Source organism: Vibrio sp. 10N.222.47.A9 (assembly GCF_963872585.1).
GTDB lineage: Bacteria > Pseudomonadota > Gammaproteobacteria > Enterobacterales > Vibrionaceae > Vibrio > Vibrio splendidus.
This window is the reverse complement of sequence record NZ_CAWNBB010000021.1, coordinates 55,063-70,906: the sequence shown is the minus strand read 5'-3', so window position 1 is coordinate 70,906 and position 15,844 is coordinate 55,063. Positions and strand designations below refer to the sequence as shown.

The window sequence follows — 15,844 nt, the reverse complement described above, 5'->3', positions numbered from 1 at the left end:
AACACAATGGCAATTACAAGAAGAAGTTTTCTGAAAGGTGTCGCTACTACAAGTGCGGCATCGGTTATCGGTCCAAGCTTATTGGCGTCGGCATCAGCGTCTGCTGCAGAAACAGACGGCGCGTGGAAAGTCTCTGGCTCTCACTGGGGTGCATTCCGAGCTCGCGTTTACGCGGGTAAAGTGCAAGAAATTAAACCTCTAGAAATCGATCAGCACCCAACTGAGATGTTGAAAGGTATTAAAGGTATTATCTACAGCCCATCGCGTGTGCGTTACCCTATGGTTCGCCTTGATTGGTTGAAGAAGCATAAATACAGCGCAGACACGCGTGGTAACAACCGCTTTATTCGTGTGACTTGGGATGAGGCACTAGACCTTGTTTACCGCGAACTAGAGCGCGTACAGAAAGATTACGGTCCATGGGCACTTCACACAGGTCAAACTGGTTGGAGACAAACGGGTCAGTTCCATAGCTGTACTAACCACATGCAACGTGCAATGGCACTTCACGGTTACTCTGTGAAAAAAATCGGTGACTACTCAACAGGTGCTGGTCAAACGATCATGCCTTACGTGCTAGGTTCGACTGAAGTTTACGCACAAGGTACATCTTGGGAACTTATCCTAGAAAACAGTGACAACATTGTTCTTTGGGGTAACGATCCAGTTAAAAACCTTCAAGTAGGTTGGACATGTGAGACTCACGAGTCGTTCGCATACCTAGAACAGCTGAAAGAGAAAGTTGCTAAGAAAGAGATCAACGTTGTTTCTGTTGACCCTGTTCAAAACAAAACAGGCCGTTACCTAGAAAACGAGCAGATGTACATCAACCCACAAACTGATGTGGCGTTCATGCTTGGTGTTGCTCACGTTCTTTACAACGAAGGTCTATACGACAAGAAGTTCATCGAAACTTACTGTCTAGGTTTTGAAGACTTCATCAAGTACGTTCAAGGTGAAACGAAAGATAAAGTTGAGAAGACACCAGAGTGGGCTTCGGCTATCTGTGGCGCAAGCGCGGACTCTATCCGTGAATTCGCTAAGATGCTGGTTAACGGTCGTACGCAGATTCTTGTTGGTTGGAGTATCCAACGTCAAGAGCACGGTGAACAGCCTTACTGGATGTGTGCAGTTATCGCAGCAATGGTTGGCCAAATTGGTCTTCCGGGTGGTGGTATCTCTTACGGTCACCACTACTCAGGTATCGGTGTATCTTCAACTGGTTTCGCTGCTCCGGGTTCTTTCCCGTTGAACATCGACCAAGGTCAATCACCTAAACACACGAATACAGATTACAACGGTTACAGCCGCGTAATTCCAGTAGCTCGTTGGGTTGATAGCTTGCTTGAACCAGGTAAGAAGATCAAAGCGAACGGTTCTACTGTAACGCTACCAGACATTAAGATGATGGTATTCAGTGGTAACAACCCGTGGCACCACCACCAAGATCGCAACAAGATGCGTAAAGCATTCAAGAGTCTACAAACTGTAGTGGCTGTTGATTTCGCTTGGACTGCAACTTGTCGTCACTCTGATATCGTGCTTCCTGCATGTACTCAGTGGGAACGTAACGATATTGATGGCTACGGTGCGTACTCTGGCCGTGGTTTGATCGCAATGCACAAGCTAGTGGATCCTCTGTTCCAGTCTAAGACTGACTTCGAGATCATGTCTAGCCTAACTAAGCGTTGGGGTCGTTACGACGATTACACGCGTGGTATGGACGAAATGCAGTGGGTTAAATCTCTGTATGACGAATGTCGCGCGGAAAACGAAGGCAAGTTCGAAATGCCTGAGTTTGCAGAGTTCTGGGAAAAAGGTTTCCTAGACTTCGGTAAAGGTAAGCCATGGACTCGTCACGCTTCATTCCGTGAAGATCCAGAGATCAACGCACTAGGTACTCCTTCTGGTTTCATCGAAATCACAAGCCGTACAGTTGGCAACATGGGTTACGAGCACTGTCAAGAACACCCAATGTGGTTCGAGAAATCTGAACGTTCACATGGTGGTCCAGGCTCTGACAAACACCCGTACTGGCTACAATCTTGTCACCCAGACAAGCGTCTTCACTCTCAGATGTGTGAATCTGAAGAGTGGCGTGCGACTTACGCGGTACAAGGCCGTGAGCCTATCTACATCAACCCAGTCGATGCTAAGAAGAAAGGCATCAAAGATGGCGATGTAGTACGTGTGTTCAACGATCGTGGTCAACTACTAGCAGGTGCTGTTCTAATGGATAGCTACGCTCCTGGTGTTGTTCGTATCGAAGAAGGTGCTTGGTACGGCCCGATCAACGAGAAAGTGGGCGCGCTAGATACATACGGCGATCCAAACACACTAACTCAAGACATCGGTACGTCTGAACTTGCTCAAGCAACGTCAGCAAACACATGTTTGGTTAACTTCGAGAAGTTCCAAGGCAAACTGCCTCCAGTAACTTCATTCGGTGGTCCAATCGAAGTTTCTTAAGTCTTGTACTTAAGAACCAAGATTAAAGCTTGAATTAAAGCCCCTGTAAGTACTATTACAGGGGCTTTTTGTTTTTCTAGTGTACGTGCTGGGATTTCTAACTAAGCATTGTAATAGCGCCAAGAGGGGCGTTTTGAGACAGGCTGTAACGTGCTGTTTGAGGTAGGCTGTAGAAGCATGAAGCAGAAAGGGAATGTACAAAGAACCTGTTGTAAGGGCTTAGGCAGATGGAAACAAAAAGGCCAATACAAAGTACCGACCTAATAGAAACCTATGGAGTTAACTGTACTCAAGTTAGATCTCAAACATAAACCAGTAACCGTATGCACAAATCAAAGCGGGAACGCTGGAATACAAGGTCGCGACAAGAGCGGCTTTCGGTGCCATCGCAATCGCAGGGAATAGCGCATCACCGTCATTCGAAATTGCGTTACCTACCTGAGCTGACAGTGGCAGTGCACCAGAAAGGTACAGGCTAGTGACCAGCAATTGCGGACCACACCCCGGTAGCAAGCCCATCAACACTCCCGCCAGGGGGAGCATCATGCCCCAGCTTGAGAATAGCGTCGCAAAATCGACATTTGCTATCACAGAGCCAAATTCGAAGAAAAGAAAAGCAACCACCACCCATGCAGTAACGAAGTTAGTATCTTGAGCCGTTTTTTGTAGTGGATGAGAGCCTACACATTTTTCGTCTTCACTTACGGCTGATTTGTAATCTTCAATTTCACGGGTGAGACCCCATAGAAACATCGAGCTAATCAGCAAAATAGTTCCTGCCCATTCCATCGACATTTCGGGCAAAGCGAGCAACTCATTCACATCCACTTGAAAAGAGCCAAGTAGGGCAACCGCAGCACCTGGAATAATGAGTACAGACCATAGATAACCTTGTAGGTTGATCGCTTTTTTCGATACTGCTTCTTTGTCTTGAGATTGAGAAGCACAGCTGCTCACCGCTTCATTTTTCTCTGCTTTTTTTGGGCGTAAGAAGTCGTCTGCGTGAAACAAGTTAATGATTCGACCTGACGCAGTTCCGACAATCACGCCCATCGCCATCATGGCTAAACCAGTCTTGGGTTCGCTTGCAATGAGCAGGAAGGCCGCATCACCCATGGTTGAGACGAGCACAGCAACAACTGCGCCGAATCCGAGTTTGCCCGAGATAAATTGTGTGGTCACCACGATCGCACCGCCACAGCCGGGTAGCGCCCCCATAAGTGCAGCGAATACCACTTGGTTTGAACGGGATTGATGGACGAGCTTGTTGAAGACATTATCTTTGTTGATATACAGGCTTAACCCGTGGTAAATCGCTAAGGTCAAAGCAACATAACAAGACACGGCCCAAAAGGCGTCTGACAAGGTCGTGACCGTCAATTCTCGCGTGGCAGGCGCCATAACTAAAGCTGCAAGTGAGATAGGTAAAAGCAGGCGCTTAAATGACAGTGAAAACTGAGTTGTTTTCGCAGCGCTACTGCTTGGCAAAAAAGAGATTAGTCGATCCATAGGTGTTACTCAAAATTAGTGGCTTAAGATAAATATATACGAATGATAATAATTATCAATTGCATTTGTTGTTTTTTTATCTATTGTTACCATTGGCTAAACCTACGAAACATGACCAACCTGAAAAAATGAGGTAAAGTATGACTAATAAAGAGAGGCTCTAAAGGTAGAGTCATAATTGTTAGTGTAATAGGAAGAAACATGATTTTAGTTGTTGGTCACAAAAACCCTGATAGTGACAGTATTTGTAGTGCGTTAGTTGCAACAGAGCTTCTTAAAGCTCGTGGCGAGGAAGCGACACCAATTCGCCAAGGCGAGATCAACCGCGAAACTCAACACATTCTAGAAGTCGCTGGTGCTGAAAAACCAGAACTTCGTACTTCTGTTGCTGGTGAAAAAATCTGGTTAGTAGACTACTCAGATCTAGCACAAGCACCGGACGATGTTGCTGAAGCTGAGATCGTAGGTATTGTCGATCACCACCGTTTAGGTGACGCGATGACAGTTAACCCTATGGAAGCTTGGATCTGGCCTGTTGGTTGTACAAATACTGTACTTTTCAACATGTTCAAGATTGAAGGTCACTCTATCTCTCAACAAATCGCTAAACTGATGATGTCTGCAATTCTTTCAGACACGGTTGGTTTTGCTTCTCCAACATGTACTCAAAAAGACAAAGACGCGGTTGCTGAGCTTGCTGAAATCGCTGGCGTGACTGACATTGATGCATTCATCAAAGCGCTTCTAATCGCTAAGACAAACATCGAAGGCCTATCTGCTGCACAACTAGTAGAAAAAGACCTTAAAGGCTACCCATTCAACGGTCGTGATGTTGTTGTTGGTCAAGTTGAGCTTGCGACTCTTGAGCAAGTAGATGGCATGATTGAAGCGCTAGAAGCGGATCTTGAAGAACGTTGTGAGAAAGACGGTCTAGCATTTGCTGCGGTAATGCTAACAGATATCACTACTGCGCAAACTCACCTTCTATACAAAGGCGAGTGGGCTGATAAACTGGTCAAGCACGAGAAAGACGGCGTATTAATGATGGAAAATACATTAAGCCGTAAGAAGCAAGGCTGGCCTTGGTTACAGGGTGAGCTTGTTTAATCAAGTCGCTTAATTATAAACGCCTGCTAATTTAGCAGGCGTTTTTCTTTGAAGTGGATTTTCTTCTTCATCGAAAATGTTTGAAGTTAAAAGCTCTCGGCATAAAATAGCTTTAAGAGCAAAGTTACTGACTAAAGTAGGAAATTAAGATGACTACACAGCTAGACGATAAAAAAATTGCTGAAATCAATAAGTATACGGGTGAGCAACGCCTAAAGTACTGTGTGAAAGAAATCGTAGCGAACCGTGAAGTATGGATCTTAACCGATGAACACGGTTGTGTAATGCTTAACACAGAAGATGAAGACTGTGTTCCAGTATGGCCAAATCAAGAGTTTGCTGAATCTTGGGCTACGGGTGATTGGTCTGAGTGTAAAGCTGAGTCTATCTCGTTGAACAAATGGCACAGCCGTTGGACTAACGGTCTAGAAGATGACGAGCTTGCAGTGGTTGTGTTCCCGAACGAACAGGAAGAAGGTGTTATCTTGTTTCCGGATGAGTTCGACTTCGAATTGAAAAAGCAGGCTGCTAAGCGCTAGTGCTTTCGTAACATGGTTACACGGTAAGTCAGCGTTGCCTTTTCTTAGGCAGCGCTATCATTCTATTTTCCCATCTAAGCTGTTCAGACAAACAAAGTAACGTCCCTGCCTATTTCCGTTAGTACTCAATTCTTCCGTTAGCCCTCAATATTCCTGTGCGTGGCTAGTTATTCCGTTAGTACTCGATCATTCCGTTAGTATTCAATATTTCTGTTTGTAGCCAGTTATTCCATTAGTACCCAATTAACTGATATAACGGTGCTTGCTGCGCGGCTTTTGAAGCTTGTTGGAGCACGCCAGTTTCGCTGTATTGCTTTAGTATCTTTCGAACAATTGGTTTTACTTCAGATTTTGTCATTCCAGCTTTCAATTCCGGCTCATACAGTAGCTTTAGTAGCACCACATCTAAGGGTGATAATAAGTCTTCTGGCGTATGGTCATTGAAAATAGAAGGGTAGGCTTTATCTGAATCATTCGGCAGGCCTAAAACCTGTGTGATTTCTTCCACGATACAGGCGACGAGCTTACCTCGAGATCTTGCTTGATCAACGGGAATAACAATCCCAGCGTAAACAATCTCACCTTTAGAATTTGTTCGATAACCCGCCGTGCAAATAGCGTTGTTTAAGTGCTCAGTTGATTTGAGTTTGAGCACCAATTTCGCCTCAGATACCCACTGACTTTGCCTCGTGTATATCCATTTTACGTTCGCTTCAGACTCTTTGTTGACGATTGTTATCGGGTGCTGAGTGACTTCGGATAAGTGTCGGATATGAAGCTCTGTGAGCTCTTGATGCAGTTCTTCATCACCCACTCGATGATCGATCCAAATCTTGATCGGTTGTTTCCATTTGGCGAGTGGTTTGTTGCCTTGGGAATATTCGTGTTGAAGTGCGACGTTATAAAAGGCAGTTTCGACGAAGCTTCTATCTAGCCAGGTGAGGGGTGTGCTTGTTGCGTTAAAGGAAAACAGCGCCAACAAAAGGGGAAGCATTGAAGCTCTTAATAACATACCTTTCCCCTTTGTTGAACGTAGCGTGATTCGAGATTAGTGGTTCGGCGCTTTGGAGAAATGGCTCTCAACCAATCTTTGGGTGATTTGGTGAGTTGGATTGGTTAACACTTGATCCGTTTCCCCACTCTCAACCACATTACCTTCGTGCATGACGATGATTTTGTCGGTAATGTGTTTAACAATACCAAGGTGTTGAGATACGTAGACGAACGATACGCCCATCTCTTCTTGTAGCTCTAAGAACAAATTGATGATTTGAGAGCGCATTGCCATGTCCAAACCATTCAACGCTTCGTCTGCAACAATGATTGATGGTTGAAGGATTAACGCACGAGCCAAACAAACCCTTTGTTTTTGGCCTGCAGCCAGCATCTGCGGGTAGAAGTAAGCATGTTCCGGTAGAAGGCCCACACGTAACAGGGTGTCTTTCACACGACGCATACGGGCTTCTGGTGGCATATTGGTGTTTCGCTTTAATGGACCTTCAAGAATTCGACCAATCTGAATGCGCGGGTTAAGCGAGGTGTTCGGATCTTGGAAGATCATTCGAATCAGCTTACAGCGAGTCGAGTAGTCCTTGTGCTCTAGCTTTTCACCGTTCACACGAATCTCGCCCGCAGTTGGCTCTACCATGCCCGCTAGCATTCTTGCTAATGTCGACTTTCCTGAACCATTCTGACCGATAAAACCAATCGTCTGTCCCGCCTCAAGCGAAAAGCTTACTGGTTTCACTGCCTGATGAATCTTTTTACGGAAAAGACCAGAGCGAGTCGTAAAGTCTTTAGATAAATCAATGACTTCTAATAATGCACTCATGATTTCTTTTTCTTCTCCATGTTAAGAGGGAAGTGACAATTGAACTTATGGTTTTTGATTCGTTTGGTATAAGGAATCTCAACACATTGCCTTTGCGCATACGGGCAACGTGGTCCTAGTCGACAACCAATAGGAAGGTGCTGCAACGGAGGGATTGAACCTGGTAAAGACTGTAGCTTCTCTTTATGGGGAATCCAGTCGTTAAAGTCTGGCATCGCTTTCAGCAGCGCGACGGTATATGGGTGTTTAGGTGCATCTAACAGCTTCTGCGTATCCGCTGATTCCACAGACTGACCACAGTACATAACGGTAATGCGAGTTGCCCATTGAGTAATGGTGGTTAAGTCATGGCCGATCAGCACTATGGTCGTGTTATTGATCTGATTCATACGACTCAACAGACGCAATATTTGAGACTGTGTAATCGGATCTAGATCGTTGGTTGGTTCATCAGCGATCAAGACTTTTGGTTTGGCTGCGATAGCCATGGCGATCATGACTTTTTGACACTCACCATCGGTCAACTCGTAAGAGTAACTGTCCATAAGACGAGAGTGATCTTTAATACCGACTTTGTGCAGTAGAGCGATGGCCTGCTTCTTACGCCATTTGAATCTCTGCCACCACCGACCTTCAAACGAATAGGAAGGAATCGCTTCAATAAGTTGATGGCCCACTTTTTCAGATGGATCAAGACAGGAGGATGGCTCTTGAAAGATCATCGCGATATCACGAGCAATGACTCGGCGTCGTTCTTTGGGTGTCAGTTGCAGGAGGTCGATATTGCCAAGGCGCATTCGGTCGGCAGATACTTTCCAGTTTTCTTTACAAACCCCAACGATCGCTTTTGCAACTAAGCTCTTGCCTGAGCCTGATTCACCTACTAAGCCGCGAATTTCCCCTTCATTGAGGGTAAGACTCATTCTATCAACGGCTTTAACCATCCCTTGAGGGGTCTCAATCTCGATGGTTAGATGTCGAATATCAAGTAAAGGCATTATTCGATTCCTGCATTTAGCGCTTGGCGAACACCTTCACCGACGAGGTTAATCACGATCACTGTAAACATAATGGCTAAACCGGGTAGGGTTACTGTCCATGGCGCAAGGTAAATCAGCTCTACAGAGTCACCCAAGATTGAGCCCCATTCGGTACTTGGTGCTTGAGCGCCAAGCCCTAAGAAACCCAAAGCCGTGATATCAAGAATGGCGACTGACAATGCCAGCGTAATTTCAAGTGCCACCACGGTAAGAATATTAGGAAGGATTGAATTCCATAACAGGTAGAAGTCGTTCGCACCATCGAGGCGAGAAGCCAAAATATAGTCTTTTTCTACCTCAGCGTGCACGGCAATGTATACCGAACGAATAAAGCGTGGAATCAATGCTAAACATAAGGCAAGCAAGATATTAAACTCGCCAAACCCAAGAAACGCCACGAAGATAATTGCCAGTAACAGAGACGGAATCGACATAACGGTATCAAGCAGGTGGTTTAGCGTGCTTGATAGTAATCCACGAGTCATCCCCGCAAGTACGCCAATCAGGCAACCAATGACTGCTGCGATAAAGGTAATCACTACCGCCGCACCAAACGTCAGCTGAGAGCCGATAATCAGACGAGAAAGAATATCTCGGCCTAAGTCATCGGTACCTAAGAAATACTCAACTGTTCCTGAGGGATCCCAAGAGGGTGGGGTTAATAGGTGTCCCGTTTGTTCTTGAGCATCATGCGGAGCTAGCCATGGTGAAGTGACGGTGATTAGAATGATCAAGGCCAAACACCACAGTCCAAACATAGCGAGATTATTGCCACGGAAGCTGCGCCAGAAACGCTCGAACTGGGTTGGAATCTGCTCTTCTTGGTAGACGTTATTTGTTAGCATACCATTCCTTCCTTACCAGTGGATTGACCATCGCGCCCAATAGATCGGACAGAATGTTGGCGGTCAAAACCAAGGTTGCTACCACTATTACGCCAGCTTGAATTGAAACGTAATCTTGATTAGATAAAGCATCCAATAACCAGCGGCCAATACCCGGCCAGTTAAAGATAGACTCGGTAATAATAGCGAGCGTTAACATACTTGATAGTTGAACGCCGACCTTAGGAATAATCGGTGGTATCGCATTTCTTAACACGTGCTGCGTGACGATCTCTCTTGTTGAAAGACCTTTAATTCGTGCGGCGCGGATGTAGTTTTGAGTCATCACTTCAGCCACTGACGCTCTCATCAGTCGAATTACCTGAGTCGTTGGGGCGAGTGCCAATACAAGACAAGGTAACGCCATATGTTCGATAACACTTTGCAGTGCGTGTGCTCGATAACGACCCTCAGCAAAAAAGGCATCAATTATAGCGAAGCCAGTGACGTGTTCGATTTCGTAAAGCAGGTCGTATCGCCCACCAACTGGGAACATCTCAAAGTGCAACGAAAACACCATGATCATCAGTAGTGCGACCCAAAATATAGGTGCAGAGTAACCGGCCATTGAAGTAAACGATATGGTGGTATCGACAAACTTGCCCTGTCTCATGCCAGCAATAGTGCCGAAAGGGATGCCGATAAACAGCGCAAGCACAAAAGCAAAGAAACACAGTTCTAACGTTGCAGGGAATACCACGACAAGCTCATCGATGATAGGCGCTCCGTGCTTGCTCAAGCCAAAGTTCAGTGTCGATAATTCTGTGATATAGCTAAGCCAACCGGGCCAAAAGTCTTGAATCGCCCAAGGTGAGGTTTGGTCTAGTCGAAGCAGAGCGAACCCCACTAACGTCAGGATCCCCAGTGTGATAATGAATAAGTTTACACGTCTTAATGTATACCAAAACATCACTGCACCTCTCTTCTGACTTGATCAAAAGGTTGAGTATTGAACGGGCTCTGCTTAAAGCCACTTAGCGAACGATCGTGCACGCGGAATTGCACGCCATGAGCGAGAGGAATCACAGGAACTTCTTCATTGAGAATGTTTTGGGCTTGTCGATACAAGTTCACACGGTGCCTTTGTTGATTGATCTCTAATGCTAAGTCGAGAAGGAAATCAAAGTCAGAGTTACACCACATAGAGACGTTTAATCCTGCGCGCTCTGAGCTACATGAAAGAAGCGGACGCAAGAAGTTGTCTGGGTCGCCCGTATTGCCGATCCAACCTGTGAGCAACAAGTCTGTTGAGGAAATGGATGATAGCTGTGTACGATCAAATCGGTCGTCGGTATAGAGCTTAAGTTCGATACCAATATCAGCTAAATTTGCTTGGATTAATTCTGCCGTTTTCCTTGGGCTTGGGTTGTAGGCTCTTGGCTCTAATGGCACCCACATTGAAAGTTCTAGCCCAGGTTCTACCCCGGCTTCTTTAAGAAGCGCAACTGCGTAGTTGCGGTCATAGCGAACTTGAACGCTGTCTTTTTGGTAAGCCCAAGAGGTCGGTGGCAAGAGAGTGTAGGCTTTCGTGCCCGTACCGTAATAAACAGAATCAAGAATGTTCTGGCGATTGATAGCCAAGTTCAGCGCTTTGCGCACTCGTGAGTCACGCAGTGCAGGGTGCTCGGTGTTCAGGGCGATGAAAGAGACATTAACCGCAGGCGTGGCGGAAATCTTCAACTCTTCATGAGCTTGAATAATAGGAATCTGACTAGAAATCGGTGAGTTCAATACATCACACTCACTACGAAGTAGCTTGGCAAGAGTCCCTGTCCCACGTTGTGAAGTATCAAACACAACTTGGTCCATTTCTACGTCACCCTTCCAATAGTGCTTGTTCTTTTTCAAGCGAACTAGATCATTGATTTGGTATTCATCCAAGTAGAAAGGACCTGTGCCAACGGGCTTAGAGTCTATTTCATTCTTTTCATCCGTAGCAATGAGTTTATTGGCATATTCTTTAGAATGAATGACCGCATAGCTGGTGGCGATATTGTTGAGGAATGAATTGTCTGGGCGACTTAATTGGAATTTCACCGTCAGGTCATCAACCGCAGTGATATCGACGATCAGGTTTTGGAAGTCGATACCGGCAAACCATGGGTATAGGCCGCCGCCTACATAATGAAATGGGTTTGAACTGTCAATGATTCGCTCAAAACTAAAGACCACATCTTGTGCATTCATACTGCGAGTTGGGGTAAACCAGTCTGTGGTTTGAAACGCAACATTAGGGCGCAGTTTGAACGTGTACTCTGTACCCGATTCATCGACAGACCAACTTGTTGCCAAGTTCTGTTTTGGTCGATAAGTCATTGGATCAAGAGTGAGCAGTGTATCGAAAATTTGAGGGCTCAGCGATTCTGAGGTAATGCCACTATCAACCAGTTGTGGGTTGAAAGTACTAGGATTACCTTGGCCGCAATAAATGAAGCCTTTCTCACGGATTTGCTCGTGATTCACACTCTCACCACATCCAGCTAAAAAGCTCAGCGTGCAGATGCTCAGTGATAGTCGTATTAGTGCTTTCATAAAAAGAAATACTTTTCGAAACGAGGCGTTAGAGGAGCCTCAAGATCCGGATAATTTAACATTTTATTTATTCGGCTCCAAATAATAATCAAGTGCTGACAGCTATTTATCGTTAGCTTGTCCGACAATCGCGTACTTCCTCACCATTCCACGTAATTGGTTGTAGGTTAATCCAAGTAATTCTGCTGCTTGTTTCTGGTTATACTTGCTTTGCTTTAGGGCTTGATTGAGCAGCTTGATGTCTTGTTGTTCTTGCCATGCTTTGTAATCAAGTGGCAAAGAAAACGAGCTCTCTGATGAAGTATGGCTGTTGGACGGCGCATTGCCAATTTCATGCGTGGAATCTTGATCTATTTTCCATGCGGGTTTGAATGGGTTAAACACCAAAGATTCAATAGGATATGGGTCTTTACCATGCTGGTAGACTGCGCGCTCAATAACGTTCTTGAGTTCTCGCACATTCCCTGGCCATGAATAATCCAGCAGCGCCTCTACGGCAGACGGAGCAAAGCCAACAAACAACTCCAATTCTAATTCACGGCACATCTTAATGGCGTAGTATTCTGCCAGCAGCGTGATGTCTTCTTTTCGCTCTCGAAGAGGGGGGATAGTAATCACGTCAAACGCGAGCCTGTCCAATAAGTCGGCTCTGAATTCGCCCCTTAATGCCATGTCTGGCAAGTCAGCGTTGGTCGCGCAAACCAGTCTTACGTTGGCACTTAAAGCTTTTTGTCCACCGACACGTTCATACTGCCCGTATTCAATAACGCGCAATAGCTTCTCTTGAACGGCCAGAGGTGTGGTCGCGAGCTCATCAAGAAACAGTGTTCCACCTTCCGCTCTTTCAAATCGACCCTGATGACGACCTTTTGAACCAGTAAAGGAACCAGACTCGTGACCAAACAACTCAGAATCAATTAAACCCTCACTGAGTGTTGAGCAATTAAGTGAGATCAACGGCTGATCCCATCGCCTTGAAAGGTAATGCAGTCTTTGTGCGATCAACTCTTTACCCGTACCACGCTCGCCAATGATCAGAATGGGTCTTTCTATTGGTGCGAGTTGGGATACTTTATCTAAAACAGAGAGAAAGCTAGGTGATTCACCAATGAGGTTCTGCTGCATAGCGGGTCCTTGTGCGATTTGAGCGCCGATGGATGTGATTTAGATAGCTTTATTTAAGTCACGTCATGTAAATAGCTTAAATATAAGAGTCGTAGTGGTGAAAAATACCAATACTTGGCTAAATTCATCATAGCATGGTTAGGGTTAATCACCATTTTATTGTAAGTATCTGATAATAAATGGCTTAAAAGTTGGCACGCTACTTGGATTACTTATGGTAGGTTTAACAACAAACGTAAATTTTTGAGCAAGTGGATTGAGAAATCGAATAACGCTTTAAAGCACATTTGCCATCATTGTAATTAAGGAGTTCCTCATGGGTATTTTTTCTCGCTTTGCAGACATTGTAAATTCGAACATCAGTGCACTTTTAGACAAGGCTGAAGATCCTGAAAAGATGATTCGCCTGATTATCCAAGAAATGGAAGATACGCTGGTTGAGGTTCGTACTAACTCCGCTAAAGCTATCGCAGATAAAAAAGAGTTAGCGCGTAAAGTTGAAGCTATCGAAACTCAGATCCTAGATTGGCAAAACAAAGCGACGCTAGCACTAACTAAACAACGTGAAGATTTAGCTAGAGCGGCGCTAATCGAAAAGCAAAAACTTGAAGATATAATCAAAAGCCTTCGCACAGAGCAAACCTTGGTTCACGAAACCATCGAAAAGCTGACCAGTGAGATTGGCAAGCTTGAAACCAAAATCGCAGAAACACGTGCGAAGCAGCAAGCATTAATGATTCGTAATAATGCGGCAAGCAATCGTCGTGATGTTCAAAAGCATCTGCATTCAAGCAAAACCCACGAAGCAATGGCGAAGTTTGAGCAATTCTCGCGTAAAGTGGATGAATTAGAAGCTGAAGCAGATGTTTACGCCAAAACAGGTAACGCAAAATCGTTAGACCAAGAATTTGCAGATCTACAAGCTCAAGATGAAATTGAAAAAGAGCTGGCGAAACTGAAGCAACAAGTTGAAAACCGCGATAAATAATTTTAGGAGTTGTCTATGTCAACATTTCTAATTGCAGGTCCACTGATTGTCTTTTTAATCTTTGTGGCACCGCTATGGTTGTTCTTACATTACCGTAGCAAGAAGAAATCCAGTAATGGTCTTTCAGAAACGGATCTTGATCGTCTGCATAAGCTTTCTGCACAAGCTGAATCCATGCAAGATCGTGTGAAAACACTGGAAAAAATACTGGATGCGGAGTCGCCAAGCTGGAGACGAAACTATGAGTAGAGAACTGTATCGCGACCCAATTAACGGTAAGTTATCTGGAGTGTGCGCAGGGTTAGCAAACTACTTTGGCCTTGAAGTGTGGTTGGTTCGCATCTTGGTTATCTCGGCGGCACTGCTTGGTGGTAGCTTTTTGGTGTTATTAGCGTATTTAGCTTTGACATTTATGCTTGAAAAACAACCACCTCAGTATGTCGATCAGATGAAGGCCAAACAAGAGCACACGCTCAAGCAAAAACCTTGGGAAAAAGGGCAAACGGCAGAGTCGTTACTGGGCACTTTAGAGGGTGATTTCCAGAAGTTAGAGACCAGTGTCCGCAATATGGAAGCTTATGTGACTTCGGATACTTTCAAAGTCGATCGCGCATTTAAGAACATGTAGTGGTAAACCTAAAAAAGATTAGATAACGGTTTAGGAAAATTTATTCCAAGCCGTTATTTTTTTTAATAATTTTGTCTAAATAAATCTTACGATAACTGGTAAGTTACATGTGATTAATCTATGTTATAAAAATATTTATAGTTATGGATGATCACTAATGTATAGAGCCTCCGTTGTCCTATTGGCAGCCTTAGCTGGGTTGTCTGGGTGTGGTAAGGAGCTTCCTCCCGTACCTGAACCTGATTCTAGACCCGCCAAACTCTTCACTGTCTCCGTCGGTAGTAATGCCTTTGAACGTAGCTTTCCAGCCACCACAGAAGCGGGTGACAAAGCAGTACTGGCATTTCGTGTTCCAGGGCTACTTCAGACTATCGATGTCACATCTGGTCAACAGGTTACCAAAGGTGATGGGCTTGCAACGCTTAATCCTGACGAATATCAGTTGTTAGAGAAGCAAGCGAGAGCCAACTTTAAGCTTGCCGATGTTCAATACCAACGTTCAATTAAATTGCGCAAAGATCGCGTCGTATCTGAGCAAGACTTCGACCAAGCGAAAGCTAATCATAATTCTGCTAAAGCGGTGCTTAACCAAGCAAAAGCCAACCTACGTTATACCACTTTGGTTGCGCCTTACGATGGTACTATCTCCATCATTCCTGCTGAAAACCATGAATATATCGCTGCCAAACAAGGCGTGATGAATATTCAAACGAATCAAATCCTCAAAGTCGTATTCTTATTACCCGACCAACTTATCACGCGCTTTTCTTCAGGGTTTGAGACGGATGCAACCATGGTTTTTGATGCTTTCCCTGGTAGCTCCTACGCTTTAGCATTCCAAGAAGTTGATACTGAAGCGGATCCCAAAACCGGGTCGTACAAAGTCACCATGGTAATGGAAAGACCCACCGATGTTGGTATTTTGCCGGGTATGTCAGGCACAGTTCATTTAGTTTCAGCGTTAGCGGCCGCCACAAAAATTCCCACATCAGCAATGATGACTGATGGCGATGATGTCTCTGTGTGGCGCGTGAATAGCGACGGTATTGTTGAAAATGTCGCAATCATCATCGATGAAAAGCGCCATATTGTTTCAGGGTTGAAGGATGGTGATCGCATCGTAACTTCTGGTGTTAATGGTCTTGAACCGGGCGTTAAAGTTCGAGAGTGGATCAAGGAAAGGGGGCTATAA

The 15,844-nt window shown here is 45.0% G+C and carries 15 protein-coding genes; 7 read left to right on the top strand and 8 right to left on the bottom strand.

The features are described from left to right. The first annotated feature begins 6 nt into the window (after window positions 1-6). Entirely contained in the window at window positions 7-2,469 is a 2,463-nt protein-coding gene (torA, locus tag AACT19_RS04475; protein ID WP_004734593.1) for a trimethylamine-N-oxide reductase TorA, read from the top strand. 294 nt (window positions 2,470-2,763) lie between these two features. Here torA and AACT19_RS04470 read toward each other — a convergent pair whose 3' ends face one another. After that, window positions 2,764-3,978: a putative manganese transporter gene (locus AACT19_RS04470; protein ID WP_076645482.1), complete on the bottom strand. Its 1,215-nt coding sequence runs from the start codon at window positions 3,976-3,978 to the stop codon at window positions 2,764-2,766. Between the two features lie 201 nt (window positions 3,979-4,179). On the opposite strand from AACT19_RS04470, the gene AACT19_RS04465 reads away from it, so the two are divergent. Continuing rightward, the gene (locus AACT19_RS04465; protein WP_017086200.1) at window positions 4,180-5,085 is read left to right on the top strand and encodes a manganese-dependent inorganic pyrophosphatase; all 906 of its coding nucleotides are present in this window, start codon (window positions 4,180-4,182) and stop codon (window positions 5,083-5,085) included. A 149-nt stretch (window positions 5,086-5,234) separates the two neighbouring features. Beyond that, entirely contained in the window at window positions 5,235-5,624 is a 390-nt protein-coding gene (locus tag AACT19_RS04460) for a DUF2750 domain-containing protein (RefSeq protein ID WP_004734596.1), read from the top strand. Window positions 5,625-5,856: 232 nt separating this feature from the next. Here the strand turns inward: AACT19_RS04460 and AACT19_RS04455 are convergent, their stop codons facing one another. The 7 genes from AACT19_RS04455 to pspF form a co-directional block, all read right to left on the bottom strand. Beyond that, window positions 5,857-6,636 carry a DUF2927 domain-containing protein gene (locus AACT19_RS04455; protein ID WP_017090079.1) on the bottom strand — a complete coding sequence of 260 codons (780 nt, stop codon included), beginning with the start codon at window positions 6,634-6,636 and terminating at the stop codon, window positions 5,857-5,859. A gap of 36 nt (window positions 6,637-6,672) precedes the next feature. Beyond that, complete coding sequence (locus tag AACT19_RS04450; RefSeq protein WP_004734598.1) at window positions 6,673-7,455, bottom strand: peptide ABC transporter ATP-binding protein; 783 nt, start codon at window positions 7,453-7,455, stop codon at window positions 6,673-6,675. Beyond that, a complete protein-coding gene (locus AACT19_RS04445) occupies window positions 7,452-8,453 on the bottom strand; it encodes a peptide ABC transporter ATP-binding protein (RefSeq protein WP_017078997.1) in 1,002 nt (333 codons plus the stop codon). Before AACT19_RS04445 ends, AACT19_RS04450 begins: the two co-directional genes overlap by 4 nt. Further along, window positions 8,453-9,340, bottom strand: coding sequence for a putrescine export ABC transporter permease SapC (sapC, locus tag AACT19_RS04440; RefSeq protein ID WP_017078998.1), 888 nt, complete (start codon window positions 9,338-9,340; stop codon window positions 8,453-8,455). Before sapC ends, AACT19_RS04445 begins: the two co-directional genes overlap by 1 nt. Next, window positions 9,327-10,289 carry an ABC transporter permease gene (locus AACT19_RS04435; RefSeq protein ID WP_004734601.1) on the bottom strand — a complete coding sequence of 321 codons (963 nt, stop codon included), beginning with the start codon at window positions 10,287-10,289 and terminating at the stop codon, window positions 9,327-9,329. Before AACT19_RS04435 ends, sapC begins: the two co-directional genes overlap by 14 nt. Continuing rightward, window positions 10,289-11,911, bottom strand: coding sequence for an ABC transporter substrate-binding protein SapA (sapA, locus tag AACT19_RS04430; RefSeq protein ID WP_076645480.1), 1,623 nt, complete (start codon window positions 11,909-11,911; stop codon window positions 10,289-10,291). The genes AACT19_RS04435 and sapA overlap by 1 nt, the downstream gene beginning before the upstream one ends. 102 nt (window positions 11,912-12,013) lie before the next feature. Next, window positions 12,014-13,036, bottom strand: coding sequence for a phage shock protein operon transcriptional activator (gene pspF, locus AACT19_RS04425; RefSeq protein ID WP_004734603.1), 1,023 nt, complete (start codon window positions 13,034-13,036; stop codon window positions 12,014-12,016). A 316-nt stretch (window positions 13,037-13,352) separates the two neighbouring features. On the opposite strand from pspF, the gene pspA reads away from it, so the two are divergent. From pspA to AACT19_RS04405, 4 genes are all read left to right on the top strand, one after another. Next, window positions 13,353-14,024 carry a phage shock protein PspA gene (gene pspA, locus AACT19_RS04420; protein WP_076645478.1) on the top strand — a complete coding sequence of 224 codons (672 nt, stop codon included), beginning with the start codon at window positions 13,353-13,355 and terminating at the stop codon, window positions 14,022-14,024. A 15-nt stretch (window positions 14,025-14,039) separates the two neighbouring features. Further along, a complete protein-coding gene (pspB, locus tag AACT19_RS04415) occupies window positions 14,040-14,273 on the top strand; it encodes an envelope stress response membrane protein PspB (RefSeq protein WP_029224500.1) in 234 nt (77 codons plus the stop codon). Continuing rightward, a complete protein-coding gene (pspC, locus tag AACT19_RS04410) occupies window positions 14,266-14,652 on the top strand; it encodes an envelope stress response membrane protein PspC (RefSeq protein ID WP_029405178.1) in 387 nt (128 codons plus the stop codon). Before pspB ends, pspC begins: the two co-directional genes overlap by 8 nt. A gap of 157 nt (window positions 14,653-14,809) precedes the next feature. Beyond that, the gene (locus tag AACT19_RS04405; RefSeq protein WP_076645476.1) at window positions 14,810-15,844 is read left to right on the top strand and encodes an efflux RND transporter periplasmic adaptor subunit; all 1,035 of its coding nucleotides are present in this window, start codon (window positions 14,810-14,812) and stop codon (window positions 15,842-15,844) included.